Origin of the sequence: Sphingomonas humi (assembly GCF_039536725.1) — a bacterium.
GTDB classification, from domain to species: domain Bacteria; phylum Pseudomonadota; class Alphaproteobacteria; order Sphingomonadales; family Sphingomonadaceae; genus Sphingomicrobium; species Sphingomicrobium humi.
The window spans coordinates 446164-463248 of the sequence record NZ_BAAAZD010000002.1 but is presented as its reverse complement, the minus strand read 5'-3'; the positions used below and the strand labels follow the sequence as shown (position 1 = coordinate 463248).

Genomic DNA, 17085 nt, shown 5'->3' with positions numbered 1-17085 from the left:
ACGAGTTGCGGCGTCCTTAAGCCCGCGCCCCCCGCGCTGCCAAGCCCGTTGCCCCGGCCCCAGAAGGCTGCAATAGGCGGCGCTTCTCGAAACGGTTCAGCGGATCAAGGCGGACATACCTGGTGCGATACGGCGTCACGGCCTGGACGGCGCTACCGCTGGTCCTCTTGGCTGCAGTGCCGGCCGCAGCGCAGGAGCAGCAGCCTGCGCCCCTTCCCGCGAGCACGCAGCCCGGCCCGGCGGAGACCGCGCCGCTTGCCGCGGGCGACCAGGAACTCGCCTTCACCGCCGACCGGGTCGAATATGACAGCAATGCCGAGGTGGTCACCGCCGTCGGCAAGGTCCGGGTCAATCGCCAGGGCACCTTCGTCGCCGCCGACCAGGTTCGCTGGGACCGCCGCAGCGGCGAGGTGATCGCGACCGGCAATGTGGTCGTGGTCCAGCCGCAGGGCGACCGCCTGATTTCCGAACGCGTGGTGCTCGACGATGCGCTTCGCGACGCCACCATCGACAATCTGCTGGTCGTGCTGGAAAGCGGCGGGCGCCTGGCGGCCGATCGCGCCACCCGGGTCGGCGACATCACCACCCTCGATAACGCGGTCTACAGCCCGTGCCGCATCGACAACGAGGCGGGCTGCCCGCGCCGGCCGAGTTGGCGCATCCTCGCAGCCCGCGTCCGCTACGACCAGAAGGCCGAGCGCATTCGCTTCGAGCGCGGCCGGTTCGAACTGTTCGGCATCACCCTCCCCCTCCTGCCCGTGTTCAGCCTCGGCACCGGCAACGGCGGCCAAGGCTATTCGGGGTTCCTGCTGCCCGAGCTTCGCTACAGCCGGCGCCTCGGGGCCGAATTGTCCCTTCCCTACCAGCTGAAGTTCGCGCCAAACCGCGACCTGACGGTCACGCCGCACCTCTACACCTCGGTCGCGCCGGGCGTCGAAGGCCGCTACCGCGAACTCAACCGGCTGGGCGCCTTCTCGCTCGGCGCGTTCGTCACCTACGGCGACCGGACGAGCTATGACGACAGCCGCTCCGACAAGGGCGTGCGGGCCTATTTCGAGGGCAATGGCAAGTTCCAGTTCTCGCCGCTGTGGAGCCTGACCGGGCAGCTGCGCGCCGCCACCGACAAGAGCGTCGCCCGCTTCTACGACATCAATCGCGACGACCGCTATCGCAACTTCCTCGATCTCGAGCGGATCGACCTCGACAGCTATGTCAGCATCGCCGGCTGGGCCTTCCAGGGCGTGCGCCAGAACGACATCCAGCGCCGGATCCCGTTCGCGCTGCCCGCGATCGACGCGCGGATCCGCCTGGCCGACCCGATCCTCGGCGGACGGGTGGAACTTCAGGCGAACAGCCTGGCGGTATTCCGCCGCGAGGGCCAGGACAGCCAGCGCGCCTTTGCCGGCGCCCGCTGGGACCTGAGGAAGCTGACGACGTTCGGGCAGGAGCTGCTGTTCACCGGCTATGCCCGCGGCGACATCTACCACAGCGCGCAGAACGAGTTGACCAGCGCGGCTATCTATCGCGGCGAAAAAGGCTGGCGCGGGCGAGGAATCGCCGCTGCCGCCGCCGAGGTCCGCTGGCCATTCGCCGGTCAACTCCTCGGCGGCGTCCAGCGACTGACCCCGCGTGCGCAGATCGTGGTCACCCCGCCGACTGCCAACATCAGCCTGCCCAACGAGGACAGCCGGGCGGTCGACCTCGAGGACAGCAACCTCTTCGCCCTCAACCGCTTCCCCGGCTACGACCGGTGGGAAGACGGCAGCCGCCTCACCTATGGGGTCGACTGGAACCTCGACCGGCCGGGTTGGGCGGTGTCGAGCAACATCGGCCAGTCGTATCGCTTCAACCGCGACGCGCAGATCTTTCCCAACGGCACCGGCCTTACCGACCGCTGGTCGGACTTTGTCGGACGGACGCGGGTCAAGGTCGGCCGGTTCGTCGACCTCACCCACCGGTTCCGGCTCGACAAGGACAATTTCGCGGTTCGCCGCAACGAGCTCGACCTGACCGTCGGCACGACCGAGACCTACGCCCGGATCGATTACCTCCGCCTCAACCGCAACGTCGACCAGAAGGTCGAAGATCTGCGCGACAAGGAGGAGCTGCGGCTTGCCGGGAGGTGGAAATTCCATCGCTTCTGGTCGGTGTTCGGGGCGACCGTGCTCGACCTCACCAACGGCGACGAAGACCCGCTCAACATTTCCGACGGAATCAACTCGGTCCGGCATCGCCTGAGCCTCGATTACGAGGACGACTGCCTGTCGTTCGGGATCAGTTGGCGGCGCGATTACGAGCGGCTGGGCGACCGTGCCGAGGGCAGCACCTTTAGTTTCCGCCTGTCCTTGAAGGGGCTGAGCCGCTAACAGGCGCTCATCGCCGGTTCAGCGCGTATCCGGCAATCACGCGTGAACTGGTTGAAATGACAAGGGATATAAAGGCTTTCCATGGCTAAGGCGAAGACGCTTTTCACGACCGCCCTGATCGCCTCGCTCGCCGGGGTCGCGGCCGCGCAGGTTGCGCCGAAGGCTGTCCAGCCGGCACCGCGCCCGAAGGCTGCGGCAAGCAAGACGGCCGTTGCGCCGACGCGTTCCACCAAGCCCGCGGCCACCACCGCCGCCACGGCATCGACCGCGAAGGCGACGACCGCCCAGGCCGCGCCTGCCACTTCGCAACCGGGCGAGCGCAAGACCACGGCTGCCCTCAACCTGCCGGATACGGTGACCGTGTTCGGCCGTCCGATCCCCGCGGTCGTCAAGGCGAGCGCGATCGTCAACGGCGAGGTCATCACCCAGACCGACATCGACCAGCGCCTCGCGCTTCTCGCGATTTCGAACGACACTCCGATCCCGAAGGACGAGGAAGAGCGGCTGCGCGTCCAGGTGCTTCGCAACCTGATCGACGAAACGCTGCAGATCCAGGCCGCGGAAGCTGCCGAGATCAAGGTCGCCCCGATCGACATCGACCGCACCGTCGCGCGGGTCGCGCAGGGCGTGAAGCGCAGCCCGGCCGAACTGGCGACCTATCTCAAGCAGAATGGCAGCTCGATCAGCTCGATCCGCCGTCAGATCCAGGGCGAGATCGCCTGGCAGCGCCTCCAGCGTCAGAAGATCGAAAGCCAGATCAGCGTCGGTGACGACGAGGTGAAGGCGGTGATCGACCGCCTCAACGCGTCCAAGGGTACGCAGGAATATCGCGTCGGCGAGATCTACCTGTCGTCCACGCCGGCCAATCAGGCGCAGGTCGCCCAGGCAGCGCAGCAGATCATCGGCGCGCTTCAGCAGGGCGCGAGCTTTGCCGGCTATGCCCGCCAATATTCCGAAGCGTCGACGGCCGCGGTCGGCGGCGATCTTGGCTGGGTTAAGCCCGAGCAGCTTCCCGACCAGCTCGCCTCCGTGCTCCGCCAGATGGGACCGGGCCAGCTGAGCCAGGCGATTGCCGTTCCGGGCGGCTATTCGATCATCGCGGTGCAGGACACGCGCAAGGTGCTGACCGCCGATCCGCGCAATGCCGTGCTGTCGCTGAAGCAGCTTTCGATCAGCTTCCCCAAGGGCACGACCGCAGCGGCGGCCGAGCCGACGTTGCAGCGCTTTGCCGCGGCGGCGCAGAACATCGGCGGGTGCGGCGGCGCGGACAAGACGGCGGCGGAGTTCAAGGGCGAGGTCGTCCAGTCAGACGGCGTCAAGCTCCGCGACCTTCCGGCCGCGCTGCAGGAGATGATGCTCCCGATGCAGGTCGGCCAGGCGACGCGCCCGTTCGGCAGCATCGGCGAGGGCGTCCGCGTCCTGGTCATCTGCGGCCGCGACGAGGAGCAGAGTGCCAATGCGCCCAACCCGGACGCCGTGTTCGCCCAGCTTCAGGAAGAGCGGGTCAACTTGCGCGCGCGCCGCTATCTGCGCGACCTTCGCCGCGACGCCGTCATCGATTATCGCTGATCATCCCCTCGTCATCGCCAGCAGCATGAGGCAGTCCGGGATCCCGCTCGTGGATTGCCTCGCTGCGCCCGCGATGACAGGGAGGAGCTGAATGAGCCTTCCTCCCCTCCTGCTTTCCGTTTCGCTTGGCGACCCGGCCGGGATCGGCCCCGAAGTGGTTGCCAAGACATGGGACAGCCGCCGCGCGCTGTCGGTCCCGCCGTTCGTCGCGGTCGGCGATCCGCGCAGCCTGTCGGAAGTGTGGGACGGGCCGATCGCGGTACTTTCCAACCCGGCCGAGGCGGTCGACGCGTTCGACCACGGCCTGCCCCTGCTCGCCGTTCCGGCCGCCGCTGCAAGCCTGCCCGGACAACCGACCACCGCCGGCGCGCATTGCAGCCTCGACAGCCTCGAGCTTGCCGTCGGCCTTGCGCGTTCGGGCACCTGCGCGGGTGTGGTCACCGGGCCGGTCGCAAAGCACCAGCTGTACGCGATCGGCTTCAACCATCCAGGCCAGACCGAATTCGTGGCCGAGCGATGTGGGGTGTCGCCCGGCAATGTCGCGATGATGCTGGCCGGGCCGACGCTTCGGACGGTGCCGGTCACTACGCACATGCCGCTGCGCGACGTCGCGGACGTCCTCAGCGCGCCGCTGATCGAAGCGCGGGCGCGGGCCACCTTGCGCGGGCTGCAGCGCAATTTCGGCATCGCCCACCCGCGCCTGGCGATCGCCGGCTTCAACCCCCACGCCGGCGAGAATGGCGCGCTGGGCCGCGAGGAGCAGGAAGTGATCGAGCCCGCGATCGCCACCTTGCGTGAAGAGGGCTGGGACGTGACCGGGCCTTATCCCGCCGACACGATGTTCCATGCGTCCGCCCGCGCGCGCTACGATGCGGCGCTCTGCATGTATCACGACCAGGCGCTCATTCCCCTCAAGGCACTGCATTTCGAAGAGGGCGTGAACCTGACGTTGGGGCTGCCGATCGTCCGCGCCGCGCCCGACCACGGCACCGCGTTCGACATCGCCGGGCAGGACCGCGCCGATCCGCGGGCGATGGCGGCGGCGATCCGGATGGCGGCAAGCTGCGCCCGCCACCGCGCCCTCCACGGTTGAGCAACCTTCCGCCCCTGCGCGACGTGATCGCCCGCCATGGCCTCAGCGCGTCCAAGGCGCTTGGCCAGAACTTCCTCCTCGACCGCCAGCTGCTGGCGCGGATCGCGGCCATTCCGGGCGACCTTCAGGACCGCGCAGTCTATGAGGTCGGGCCGGGTCCCGGCGGCCTTACCGGCGCGCTGCTCGACGCGGGCGCGCGGGTCACCGCGGTGGAACGCGACCGTCGCTGCCTCCCGGCGCTGGCGGAGTTGCAGGAGCTGTTCCCCGGCCGGCTTACCCTGTTGGAAGAAGATGCGCTGAAGGTCGATGAACAACCGCTGGTCGGACGCGGCGCGCACATCGTTTCAAACCTCCCCTACAATGTCGGCACCGCGCTGCTGCTGCGCTGGCTGGCGGCGGACTGGACTCCGTGGTGGGACAGCCTGACGCTGATGTTCCAGAAGGAAGTGGCGGAGCGGATCGTCGCGAGGCCGGGGGACGACGCCTACGGCCGGCTTGCCGTCGCCGCCCAGTGGCGCGCCACCCCGCGCATCGCGCTGCCCGTCCATCGCTCGGCCTTCGTGCCGCCGCCAAGGGTTACTTCGGCGGTGGTCCACATCGTTCCGGCCGCCGAGCCGCAGGGCGTCAGCCTGGGCGTCCTTGAACGCCTCACTGCTGCGGCGTTCGGCCAGCGCCGCAAGATGCTGCGCCAGAGCCTTAAGGGGGTGAGCGGCGCTCTCGATGCCTTGCCCGCGCTCGGCATCGCGGCCGAGCGGCGGGCGGAAACGGTCAGCGTGGACGAATGGGTCGCCCTCGCCCGGACGCTCAGTTCTTCTTAGGAGCGTCCGCCGCAGGCGCCTTGACCGCCATTGCCGGACCGCGCTGGATCAGTGCGGCGAGGCTGTCGGCCGGCGCGCAGGCGTTGGCACCGCACAGGCTCTTGATCTTGGCGAGGTTCTGCTGGGCACGGGCGGTCGCGCCTTGCTCCACCATCGCTTCCCCCTGGACGCCGAGGGCGACGGGATCGTTCGGTTCCAGCGAGAGGGCCTTGCTGGTGAAGCGGATCGCCTGGCCATAGAGCTTTTGCCGCTGCGCGACGCGGGCAAGTGCGATAAAGGCGCCGCGGTTGCGGGGATCGATGATCAGCGCGGTTTCGAGCGCGTCGTCGGCAGCCTGGAACTGGCCCGCCGCAAGCGCGGTCTCACCCGCCTTTTGCCATTGCAGCGACTGCGGGCTGATCTGCGCGTCCGGGACCTGCGTTTCGCCCGAGGAGGCAATGGTCGCGCCGGCAATCCCCAGGACAATGGCAATCGGAAGCAAACGCATCATCGTCTCCCAGGCGGCGTTCCCGCTCATGTGGCACGGAACCGCGCAATGAAAAAGCCGTCGGTGCCGTCATGACCCGGCGTCAACAACCGGCCCACTCCGTCCAAACGCCCGACGTCCATGGGAATATCCTGCTGGGCGAAGCCTGAATGGCGGCTGAGGAAGGCGTCGGCCTGGTCGCGCCCTTCCCGGGCCAGCAGTGAGCAGACGGCGTAGACGAGGCTTCCGCCGGGCCGGACCAGCGGCGCCGCAAGATCGAGGACGCGCGCCTGAAGGGCCGCGATGCGATCGAACCGGTCGGCGGTCAGCCGCCAGCGTCCTTCGGGATTGCGCCGCCACGTGCCCGAGCCCGAGCAGGGCGCATCGACCAGCACCACGTCGGCCTGGCCCTGGAACTCGACCAACGCCTCTGCCTCGCGCGGCTGGTCGAGGAGGCGCCATTCGATCTCAGCGCCCGCGCGCTCGGCGCGGGGGCCGAGCTTCATCAGGCGGGCCTTGTTGGTGTCGCACGCGATGATGCGCGCCGCCGGATTGGCTGCCGCAAGCGCCAGCGCCTTGCCGCCGGCGCCGGCGCACAGGTCGATCATTAGGCCCTGCCCGGCCGGGTCGCAGGCGAGCGCGATCAGCTGGCTCCCCTCGTCCTGCACCTCGACCAGCCCGCCATCGAAGGCCGGATCACTGGTCACCGCGCTATCGGATGGAAGGCGCAGCCCCCACGGGCTGAGCGGCGTCGGCCGGGCGCCGAAATGCGCGACCATCGCGTCGCGGCTGGTGCGGGCGAGATTGGCGCGAAGGTCGACCGGCGCGCGCTCGATCAGCGCGGGCCATTCCGCTTCGCCGACCAGCGACGACAATTCAGGCACGATCCAGCCGGGCACCACTCCCGCGGCGGCGCGCGGTTCGCCTTCCTCGACCGGCACCGGGCCATGGCCGTGTCCGTCGAACAATTCCTCGGCCAGCGGGAGCAGTGCGGCGCGCCCGCTGGCCGGCACCTCGGCCGAATGGCGGATCGCCCGGAACACCAGTTCCCGCACCGCTCGGCGGTCCTTGGATCCGGCATAGCGCCGCGTCTTGAAATAGGCCGAAACGAGCGCGTCGGCCGGTGGTCCGTCCTCCAGGGCGGAGGCGATCACCTGGTCCAGGATCTCGATCGCGGCCTGGGCGCGGGCTTGCGGGATCACGGCTCAGCGCGTCGGATAATTGGGCGCTTCCCGCGTGATCGCGACGTCATGGACGTGGCTTTCGCTAAGGCCCGCACCGGTGATCCGAACGAATTTCGCGCGAACCTGCATCTCGGCGATGGTGCGCGAGCCGGTATAGCCCATCGCCGCCTTCACGCCGCCGACGAGCTGGTGGACGACGTCGCGGACCGGGCCCTTGTAGGGCACCTGGCCTTCGATGCCCTCGGGCACCAGCTTCATTGAATCCTTGATGTCCTGCTGGAAATAGCGGTCGGCCGACCCGCGGCTCATGGCGCCGAGCGAGCCCATGCCGCGGTAGGATTTGTAGGCGCGGCCGTGATAGAGGAACTGCTCGCCGGGCGTCTCGTCGGTCCCAGCGAGGAGCGATCCCACCATTGCACTCGACGCGCCCGCGGCAAGCGCCTTCGCAAGGTCGCCCGAGGTGCGGATGCCGCCGTCGGCGATGACCGGAACGCCGCTGTCACGCGCCGCGGAAGCGGCGGCCATGATCGCGCTCAGCTGGGGCACGCCGACGCCGGCGACGATGCGGGTGGTGCAGATGGAGCCCGGCCCGATCCCGACCTTGATCGCGTCCGCACCGGCATCGACCAGCGCCTTGGCGGCGGCGGCAGTGGCGACATTGCCGGCGATCACCTGCACACTGTTGGAAGCGGATTTCACCCGGGCGACGGCGCGCGCCACTTCGATATTGTGGCCGTGGGCGGTGTCGATGACGATGCAGTCGACGCCGGCCGCAAGCAGCGCTTCGGAACGCTCCCAGCCCTTGTCACCGACGGTCGAAGCGGCGGCAACGCGCAGCCGGCCCTCACCATCCTTGGTGGCATGAGGCGACGCGACCGCCTTTTCGATATCCTTCACCGTGATGAGGCCGACGCAGCGCCCGGCCTCGTCAACCACCAGCAGCTTCTCGATCCGGCGCTGGTGAAGCAGCCGTTGTGCTTCCTGCCGGCTGGTCCCCGGCGAGACGGTGGCGAGATTGTCGCGGGTCATCAGTTCGGACACCGGCTGGCGCGGGTTTTCCGCGAAACGCACGTCGCGATTGGTGAGGATGCCGCACAGCCGGCCGCCCTTCTCGACCACCGGAACGCCGCTGATCTTGTGGTGCTTCATCAGTTCCAGCGCTTCGGCCAGCGTCTGGTCGGGGGTCAGCGTGAAGGGGTTCACCACCATGCCGCTTTCGAAGCGCTTCACGCTGCGAACCGCGTCGGCCTGCTGCTCGACGGTGAGGTTGCGGTGAAGGACGCCGATGCCGCCCAGCTGCGCCATGGCGATCGCCATGTCGGTTTCGGTCACGGTGTCCATCGCGGAGGAGGAGAGCGGGATGCGCAGCTCGATGCCGCGGGTCAGCTGCGTCCTGGTGTCGGCGTCGGACGGCAACACGCTTGATTCGAGCGGCTGCAGCAGCACGTCGTCGAAGGTGAGCCCGAGCGGGATATCGTTCGTATGGAGGAAGTCGGCCATGCGCGCACTTGGCTGCTGAAGGGCGATTCGGCAAGGGGCCTAAAGCCCGAGCAGCCGCTCCGCCGCTTCGACATGCATCCGTTCGATCATCTCGCCTTCGAAGCGCTGCGCCCCGCCCGCCGCCGCGGCGACCAGCCGGCGGGCACGGCCAAGCTCCGCCTCGGTCGGGGTCCAGGCCGCCTTGCAGGCCGCGATCTGGGCCGGGTGGATGAGCGTCTTGCCATCGAAGCCGAAGGAGCGCCCCTCCGCCGCCTCCGCCGCCAGCCCGTCGGCATCCTCGAGCCGGTTGAAGACGCCGTCGAAGCAGGGCTTGCCCGCCGCCCGCGCGGCAAGGACGATCGTCTGCAAGGCCGTCCGCAGCGGCGCGCGCCCGGCGCCGGTCGGAAGGCGAAGCGTCGCGGCAAGGTCGTTGGTCCCCGCGATTAGCGCGGCGCTGGCTTCCGCGATGTCCCAGCATCGCCGGATCCCGAGCGGCGTTTCGATCATCGCGGCGACGGGCTTGCCGGTCCGCTCGGCGACGTCGCGGATCACTTCGGGCGCTTCGACCCGCGGCACGATGACGAGATCGGCGCGGCTATCCCGCACGGCCTCGCAGTCAGCGTCGAACCACTGGCTTTCCGAAGCATTGACGCGGATGGCGGCGGGCACGCCGAAGGGGTCGGCCACGGCAGCGACCGCCGCCGCCCTTGCCTCGTCCTTGAGTTCCGGCGCGACGGCATCCTCGAGGTCGAGGAAGATGATGTCCGCCGCGCTGTCCCGCGCCCGGGCGATTGCGCTTGCCCGGCTGGCGGGCAGGAACAGCACCGCGGGGCGACCGAAGAGGCTGGGGCTCATGCCGATTTCGCTTCCGGCGCGCGGCAGGCTCGGCCATGATGACGGCCATATCGCTGGGGGAATCTCATGATCGAAGCCTTAACCTTCCTGGTCGCGCTGGTCCTGCTCTTCGTCATGATGAGCATCAAGATCGTCAACCAGGGCTATCGCTACACCATCGAGCATTTCGGCCGCTTCGTTCGCGTAGCCGACCCCGGCTTCAACTTCGTGCCCGCCTTCTTCTATCGCGTCGGCCGCAAGATCAATATGATGGAGCAGGTGCTCGACATCCCCGGGCAGGAGATCATCACCAAGGACAATGCCATGGTGGCGGTCGACGGGGTGGTGTTCTTCCAGGTGCTGGACCCGGCCAAGGCGGCCTATGAAGTAAGCGACCTCTACGCGGCGATCATGGCGCTTTCGACGACCAACCTCAGGACCGTCATGGGCTCGATGGACCTCGACGAGACGCTGTCCAAGCGCGACGAGATCAACGTCCGCCTGCTGCAGGTAGTCGATCACGCGACCGAGAGCTGGGGCGTGAAAATCACCCGCGTCGAACTGAAAGACATTCGCCCGCCCGCCGACATCGTCAACGCCATGACCCGCCAGATGAAGGCTGAGCGCGAGAAGCGCGCGGCGATCCTCGAGAGCGAGGGCATGCGCGCCTCCGAGATCCTTCGTGCCGAGGGTGAGAAGCAGGCCAAGATCCTGTCGGCCGAAGGCATGAAGGAAGCCGCCTTCCGCGAGGCCGAGGCGCGCGAGCGCTCCGCCCAGGCCGAAGCTGCTGCGACCAAGTCGGTCAGCGACGCCATCGCTGGCGGCAACACCCAGGCGATCAACTATTTCATCGCGCAGAAGTATGTCGAAGCCCTGTCGCAGTTCGCGACCTCGCCGAATGCCAAGACGATCCTGTTCCCGGTGGAAGCGACGCAGCTGATCGGCAGCCTCGGCGGAATCGGCGAGCTGGCCAAGGCGGCGTTCAGCGACAGCGGTCCGGACAAGCCCGCGGCGCCGACCAAGCCGCGCGTCGTTCCCGGCATTCCGCAGGCCTGATCCCCTTGGGCACGCTCGAACCCGGCTGGTGGTGGATCATCGGCGGCCTGGCGCTGCTGATCGGCGAGATCGTCGCGCCCGGCATCTTCCTGCTGTTCATTGGTGCGGCGGCGGTCCTGACCGGATTGTTCGTGCTGTTGCTCGGCCTTGGCCTTGCCCCCGCGCTGGCGCTGTTCGCCATCTACACAGCGCTGGCGGTCTATGCCGGGCGAAAGGTCTATGCGAACCGGCCGGTCGCCGCCTCGGCAAAGCATCTGAACGACCGCGCGGCGCAACTGGTCGGCCGCGGCGCGGTGGTGGTGCGGGCGGTCGACAGCCATGACGGGCGGGTCCGGCTGGGTGACAGCGAATGGAGCGCACGGGGCGGTCCTGCCGCCGAGGGTGAGCGGGTCGAGATCATCGGCGTCGAAGGCAATTGCCTGATCGTGGAGGCCGCGCCTAAGCTGGCGCAATGACCGCTCTTACCCGCCGCCAGCTGCTGGCCGCCACCGCCGCTTCCACCGCCCTGTCGGCCTGCACCATGCGATCACCAGCCGGGGTCGCGAGTGCCTCGGCAGGTCCGCGCATCGACGACGCGCAGGCGTCGGCATTGCTCGATTCCCTCACCGACAACCTGCTCGCGCTGAAGCCGGAGAGCGCCACCGGGCTCGGGATCGACAAGGACGCCCGCGCCGCCCTCCGCTCGCGGCTCGACGACCGCACCGCCGCCGGGCAGGCGCGGGTCGCCGCCACGCTCCGCTCCGACCTGCAGCGCGTGAACGGGGTCGACCTTTCCGCGCTGACGCCCGCCAACCGCACCAATATCGAAGTGGTCCGAAGCGCTTATTCGACCGCGCTTGAGGGCTTTGCGATGCCTTATGGCAACATCACCGTCGGTGGGTGGCGCAACACGCCCTACGTCGTGATCCAGAATGTCGGCGAATATCTCGACCTTCCCCGCTTTCTCGACGCCGACCACCAGATCGAGACGGCGGCGGATGCCGAGGCCTATCTCTCGCGCCTCGCCTCCGGGCCTGCGCAACTCGACGGTGAAACCGCGCGCGCTGCCGAGGCCCGCGGCAAGGGGCTGGTTCCTCCTGACTTCCTGATCGACAAGGCGCTGGTGCAGATGCGCCAGTCGCTGCAGGGCGCCAAGAGCGGCGGCGGCCTCGTTGAATCCATCACCCGCCGCACCGCGCAGAAGAAGATCGCCGGCGATTGGGAAGCGCGCGCCCGCGCTATCGCCACCGGGCCCTATGCCGCAGCGCTCGAACGGCAGATTGCCGAACTCGAACGGCAGCGCGCCGTCGCGATCGGCGCACCGGGCATCAGTGCGCGGCCTGCGGGCAACGACTTCTACCGCTGGGCGCTCAAGGCCTCGACGACCACCAGCCTCACCCCGGACGAGATCCACCAGATCGGGCTCACCGAGCTGCGCGAGCTTCAGGGCCGGATGGACCCGATCCTGCGCAGCCTCGGCTATACGCAAGGCTCGGTCGGTAAGCGGATGACGGCACTCGGCGCGGACCCGCGCTACAAGTTCGCTCCGGGCGACCCGGGCCGGGCGGAGATCCTCGCCTTCATTCAGGAGCGGCTGCGGCTGGTCCGCGCCAAGCTGCCCGAAATGTTCAACACCCTGGTGCCCGCGAACCTCGAGGTGCGCCGCCTTCCGCCCGAGGAAGAGCCCGGCGCGCCCGGTGCCTATGGTGGCGGCGGGTCGATCGACGGCACCATTCCCGGCAAGTTCTGGATCAACCTTCGGACCACCGAACTGCACACCAAGTTCGACCTGCCCGACCTCACCCACCATGAGGCGATCCCCGGGCACGTCTGGCAGGGCTCGTTCGCGCGCAAGTTGCCGGTCATCCGCTCGCTGCTCGCGTTCAATGCCTATTCCGAGGGCTGGGCACTCTACGCACAGCAGCTGGCGGACGAGTTCGGCCTGTACGACGACTTCCCGGCCGGGCGCCTGGGATACCTTCAGGGCATCGCTTTCCGGGCCTGCCGGCTGGTGGTCGACACCGGCCTCCACGCCAAGGGCTGGAGCCGCGAGCAGGCGGTGCGCTTCTTCATGGAAGAGAACGGTACCAAGGAGCCCGAAGCGCGGTCCGAGGTCGATCGTTATTGCAGCTGGGTCGGCCAGGCCTGCGGCTACAAGATCGGCCATACCGCCATCAACCGCCAGCGCACCCGTACCCAGACGGCGCTTGGGTCGCGGTTCAACATCAAGACGTTCAACGACGCGCTGCTGCTCGGCGGCAACGTGCCGATGGACGTGCTGGCGCTGAACGTCGGCGAGTATATTCGGGTCAACGGCGGACGGGCCTGAGCCGCGCGCGGGGCTTGGATTCCTGTCATCGGACGGTAATGGGGCTGTAACATTCCGGGCGGCGCGCGGCCGTCCGGATGCTCATCACTGACGGGCTTTTCCAACCATTCGCCAGATTGCCGCCTTGCCCTATCGTTCGGGAGGACCCGCGCTCGACGCGCCGGTGTCCGTGCTTCTCGTGACGTCGCGCGAAAGCCGTCGCTGGGTCATTCCCAAAGGCAATCCCGCGCCCAAGCTGTCGCCGCACCTGGCAGCAGCCCTGGAAGCCGAGGAAGAGGCAGGAGTGCGCGGCGCCGTCTGCCCGACGCCGCTCGGCTCCTATCGCTACCGCAAGCGGCGCAAGACGGGCGCGAGCCTGATGTTCGATGTCGACGTCTACCCGCTCGCGGTCGGCGAGGAGCTTGCCGAGTGGAAGGAAGCCGGGGAGCGCACGCGCCGATGGTTCAGCCTCGCCGAAGCCGCCGATGCGGTCGAGGAGGAAGATCTCGCGCACCTCATTCGCTCGTTCAATGCCGCCGAGTTTCACAGTGCCACCCGGCGCCGGAGCCTGCTCTCCGTTGTCGCTGAAAAATCCAAGGTAGGTCCGATGTTCGCCTGGTTTCAGAAACTCCTGCCGCAGACCGGCAATTTCTTCGAATTGTTCGAAGCCCATGCCGAAAGCGTCTGCGCGGCGTCGATGGCGCTTGGACGCTTGTTCAACGACGGGTCGGCCCGCCACGAGCACATCCGCGAAATCTCCGAGCGCGAACATGACGCGGACAACATCATCCGCGAGACGCTGTCGACCGTCCGCCGCACCTTCCTGACCCCGTTCGATCGCGGTTCGATCACTTCGCTCATCTCGGCGATGGATGATGCGATCGACGAGATGCAGGGCGCCGCCAACGCGGTCGATATCTACGAATTCACCGAGTTCGAGCCGGAAATGCGCGACATGGTCGGGATCATCATCGATTCGGGTCGCCTGCTCGCCGAGGCGCTGCCGCTGCTGCGCGATGTCGCCGGCAATGCCGGGCGTCTGCACGAGCTGACCGAGCGCCTGGTGCGGATGGAAGGCCATGCCGACGAACTGCACCGGGCCGGCCTCAAGGTCGCCTTCCAGCGCTTCGGTCATGTCCAGGGCAGCGCCATGCAATTCACGGTGCGCCGCGAAATCTACAAGCACCTCGAACGGATCGTCGATGCGTTCGAGGATGTCGCCAACGAGATCGACAGCATCGTTATCGACCACGCCTGATGCACGAGCTTGCCTTTCCCCTGCTGGTCTGCCTGGTCCTGGTCGCGCTGGCATTCGATTTCCTGAACGGCCTGCACGATGCGGCCAATTCGATCGCGACCGTTGTGGCGACGCGCTTGCTGCGGCCGGTCCAGGCGGTAGCCTTTGCCGCCTTCTTCAACTTCGCAGCCTATTTCCTGACGCTCGCCTTTCCCGCGCTGCACAAGGTGGCCGACACCATCGGCAAGGGCCTGATCGACAAGAACCTCGTCACGCCCTCCGTGGTGTTCGCGGCGCTGGTCGGCGCGATGTTCTGGAACGTCGTCACCTGGCTCAAGGGCATTCCCTCGTCATCGAGCCACGCGCTGGTGGGCGGGATCGTCGGCGCTGGCCTGGCGTCCGCGGGTATCGGCACCATCCAGTGGAGCGGGGTCAGCAAGACCCTGCTGTTCATTCCGCTCGCGCCGCTGCTCGGCATGGCGATGGCGATGCTGGTGATGCTGCTGTCGTCCTGGCTCGCGCGGCGGGCCAGCAACCGCGGCGCGGAAGGCCTGTTCCGCAAGCTCCACCTCGTCTCTTCGGCCGCCTATTCGCTCGGCCACGGGCTGAACGACGCGCAGAAGACGATGGGCATCATCACCGTGCTGTTGTTCTCGACCGGCTATCTGAAGGGCGAATTCGAGGTCCCGCACTGGGTCGCGATCAGCTGCTATATCGCGATCGGCCTCGGCACGCTGACCGGCGGCTGGAAGATCATCGAAACGATGGGAAGCCGGATCACAAAGCTCGACCAGCACCAGGGCTTCTCGGCCTCGGCCGGCGGGTCGGTGATGCTGTTCGGGGCAAGCCTGCTCGGCATTCCGGTATCGACGACCCACACCATCACCGGCGCGATCATCGGGGCGGGCGTGGCGCGGCGCGAGAGCGCGGTGAACTGGGGCGTCGCGCAAAGCGTGATCATGGCCTGGCTGATCACCATTCCCGCCAGCGCTTCGGTCGCGGCGGTGATCTACTATCTGACCCGGCTGTTCTGAGGCCGAAGGCGGGAGGCGGAATCTAGCCGCCTCCCCCTTTTGTCAGGCGGCCTGCGCCACCTTAGGCTGGCACTGGCGGACGCCTTCCTCGACATGCTCGGCGAACTGCTCGAAATTGTCGCAGAAGAGGTCGACCAGCTTGGCCGCGGTGCGGTCGAACTCGTCCTTGTCGGCCCAGGTCGAACGCGGATCGAGGATCGCGGAGTCGACGCCCGGAACCGCAACCGGCACTTCGAAGCCGAAATACGGGTCCTTGCGGAATTCCGCATTGTTGAGGCTGCCGTCGAGCGCGGCGTTGAGCAGGGCGCGCGTCGCCTTGATGGGCATACGCTTGCCGGTGCCGTATTTGCCGCCGGTCCAGCCGGTGTTGACCAGCCAGCACGACACGCCGCCCTTGGCGATGCGCTCCTTGAGGAGGTTGCCGTAGACGCTCGGGTGGCGCGGCATGAACGGCGCGCCGAAGCAGGTCGAGAAGGTGGCTTCGGGCTCGGTGACGCCGATTTCGGTCCCGGCGACCTTGGCGGTGTAGCCCGACAGGAAGTGGAACATCGCCTGGTCCGCGGTTAGCCGCGCGATCGGAGGAAGCACGCCGAACGCGTCGGCGGTCAGCATGATGATCGTCTGCGGCACCGGCCCCATGTTCTTTTCGGAAGAATTGGGGATGAAGTCGATCGGGTACGCGCCGCGGCTGTTTTCGGCGAGGCTGTTGTCGTCGAGGTCGAGCTCGCGCGTCTCGGGGTCCATGACGACATTCTCGAGCACCGTGCCGAAGCGGCGGGTGGTGGCGTAGATTTCCGGCTCGGCCTCTTCGGACAGGCGGATCATCTTGGCGTAGCAGCCGCCTTCGAAATTGAAGACCGCGGTGTCTGACCAGCCATGCTCGTCATCGCCGATCAGCGTGCGGTTGGGATCGGCCGAAAGCGTCGTCTTGCCGGTCCCGCTGAGGCCGAAGAAGACGGCGGTGTCGCCATCCGGACCGATGTTGGCCGAACAGTGCATCGGCATGATGCCGGCTTCGGGCAGCAGGTAGTTGAGGAGGCCGAACACCGACTTCTTCATCTCGCCGCCATATTCGGTGCCGCCGATCAGGATCAGCTTCTTGGCGAGGTTGATCGCGATCACGGTTTCCGAACGGCAGCCGTGGCGCTCGGGATCAGCGCGGAAGCTCGGCAGGTCGATGATGGTGTAGTCGGGCTGGAAAGCCCCCAGTTCCGACGCTTCGGGACGGACCAGCATCGTGCGGATGAACAGGTTGTGCCAGGCATACTGGTTGATCACGCGCACGTTCACGCGATGCTCGGGCTGCGAGCCGCCGAACAGGTCGGCGACGAACAGTTCGTCCCTTTCGCCCAGCGCTGCGAGGAAGTCTTCGTGCAGGCGGTCGAAGGCGGCCGGATCCATCGGCTTGTTCGACTTGCCCCACCAGATGTTGTTCTCGGTCGTGTCGTCGCGGACGATGAAACGGTCCTGCGCGCTGCGGCCGGTGTGGCTGCCCGTCTTGACCACCAGCGGCCCGTCCTTGGCGATCATCCCTTCGCCGCGGCGAAGGGCAGCTTCGTAGAGAGGCGCGGTGACGAGATTCCAGTGAATGGTGGCCGACGTCGCGATACCCTGCGAGTCGAGGCCGAAAGAAGGAACCCGGTTCGTCACTATTTAAATCCC

General features: G+C 67.7%; 14 protein-coding genes. 9 read left to right on the top strand and 5 right to left on the bottom strand.

Features of this window, described 5'->3' with window-relative positions; translation table 11 throughout:
• The first annotated feature begins 122 nt into the window (after positions 1 to 122).
• The 4 genes from ABD729_RS10155 (at position 123) to rsmA (ending at position 5846) form a co-directional block, all read left to right on the top strand.
• Entirely contained in the window at positions 123 to 2366 is a 2244-nt protein-coding gene (locus ABD729_RS10155; RefSeq protein WP_344710127.1) for an LPS-assembly protein LptD, read from the top strand.
• 81 nt (positions 2367 to 2447) lie between these two features.
• Positions 2448 to 3935, top strand: a complete 1488-nt coding sequence (locus ABD729_RS10150) for a peptidylprolyl isomerase (RefSeq protein WP_344710126.1) — start codon at positions 2448 to 2450, stop codon at positions 3933 to 3935.
• Positions 3936 to 4026: 91 nt separating this feature from the next.
• Entirely contained in the window at positions 4027 to 5028 is a 1002-nt protein-coding gene (gene pdxA, locus ABD729_RS10145; RefSeq protein WP_344710125.1) for a 4-hydroxythreonine-4-phosphate dehydrogenase PdxA, read from the top strand.
• Positions 5025 to 5846: a 16S rRNA (adenine(1518)-N(6)/adenine(1519)-N(6))-dimethyltransferase RsmA gene (gene rsmA, locus ABD729_RS10140; RefSeq protein ID WP_344710124.1), complete on the top strand. Its 822-nt coding sequence runs from the start codon at positions 5025 to 5027 to the stop codon at positions 5844 to 5846. Before pdxA ends, rsmA begins: the two co-directional genes overlap by 4 nt.
• Here rsmA and ABD729_RS10135 read toward each other — a convergent pair.
• Genes ABD729_RS10135 through ABD729_RS10120 form a run of 4 tightly spaced genes read right to left on the bottom strand, consistent with a single transcriptional unit; the run spans position 5833 to position 9830 of the window.
• The gene (locus tag ABD729_RS10135; protein ID WP_344710123.1) at positions 5833 to 6363 is read right to left on the bottom strand and encodes a tetratricopeptide repeat protein; all 531 of its coding nucleotides are present in this window, start codon (positions 6361 to 6363) and stop codon (positions 5833 to 5835) included. The two genes, rsmA and ABD729_RS10135, sit on opposite strands and share 14 nt — an antisense overlap.
• The gene (locus ABD729_RS10130; protein WP_344710122.1) at positions 6360 to 7514 is read right to left on the bottom strand and encodes an RsmB/NOP family class I SAM-dependent RNA methyltransferase; all 1155 of its coding nucleotides are present in this window, start codon (positions 7512 to 7514) and stop codon (positions 6360 to 6362) included. Before ABD729_RS10130 ends, ABD729_RS10135 begins: the two co-directional genes overlap by 4 nt.
• A gap of 3 nt (positions 7515 to 7517) precedes the next feature.
• A complete protein-coding gene (guaB, locus tag ABD729_RS10125) occupies positions 7518 to 8996 on the bottom strand; it encodes an IMP dehydrogenase (RefSeq protein ID WP_344710121.1) in 1479 nt (492 codons plus the stop codon).
• A gap of 39 nt (positions 8997 to 9035) precedes the next feature.
• Positions 9036 to 9830 carry an HpcH/HpaI aldolase/citrate lyase family protein gene (locus ABD729_RS10120; RefSeq protein ID WP_344710120.1) on the bottom strand — a complete coding sequence of 265 codons (795 nt, stop codon included), beginning with the start codon at positions 9828 to 9830 and terminating at the stop codon, positions 9036 to 9038.
• A gap of 66 nt (positions 9831 to 9896) precedes the next feature.
• Here ABD729_RS10120 and ABD729_RS10115 point away from each other — a divergent pair, with 66 nt between their 5' ends.
• From ABD729_RS10115 to ABD729_RS10095, 5 genes are all read left to right on the top strand, one after another.
• Positions 9897 to 10865 (top strand): SPFH domain-containing protein, encoded by a 969-nt coding sequence (locus tag ABD729_RS10115; RefSeq protein WP_344710119.1) that lies wholly within the window; start codon positions 9897 to 9899, stop codon positions 10863 to 10865.
• A 5-nt stretch (positions 10866 to 10870) separates the two neighbouring features.
• Entirely contained in the window at positions 10871 to 11320 is a 450-nt protein-coding gene (locus ABD729_RS10110; RefSeq protein ID WP_344710118.1) for an NfeD family protein, read from the top strand.
• Positions 11317 to 13173 (top strand): DUF885 domain-containing protein, encoded by a 1857-nt coding sequence (locus ABD729_RS10105; protein WP_344710117.1) that lies wholly within the window; start codon positions 11317 to 11319, stop codon positions 13171 to 13173. The genes ABD729_RS10110 and ABD729_RS10105 overlap by 4 nt, the downstream gene beginning before the upstream one ends.
• A 163-nt stretch (positions 13174 to 13336) precedes the next feature.
• A complete protein-coding gene (locus tag ABD729_RS10100) occupies positions 13337 to 14410 on the top strand; it encodes a DUF47 family protein (RefSeq protein ID WP_344710116.1) in 1074 nt (357 codons plus the stop codon).
• Positions 14410 to 15423, top strand: coding sequence for an inorganic phosphate transporter (locus tag ABD729_RS10095; RefSeq protein WP_344710115.1), 1014 nt, complete (start codon positions 14410 to 14412; stop codon positions 15421 to 15423). The genes ABD729_RS10100 and ABD729_RS10095 overlap by 1 nt, the downstream gene beginning before the upstream one ends.
• Before the next feature lie 42 nt (positions 15424 to 15465).
• Here the strand turns inward: ABD729_RS10095 and ABD729_RS10090 are convergent, their stop codons facing one another.
• Positions 15466 to 17073: a phosphoenolpyruvate carboxykinase gene (locus ABD729_RS10090; RefSeq protein ID WP_344710114.1), complete on the bottom strand. Its 1608-nt coding sequence runs from the start codon at positions 17071 to 17073 to the stop codon at positions 15466 to 15468.
• Between the last annotated feature and the right edge of the window lie 12 nt (positions 17074 to 17085).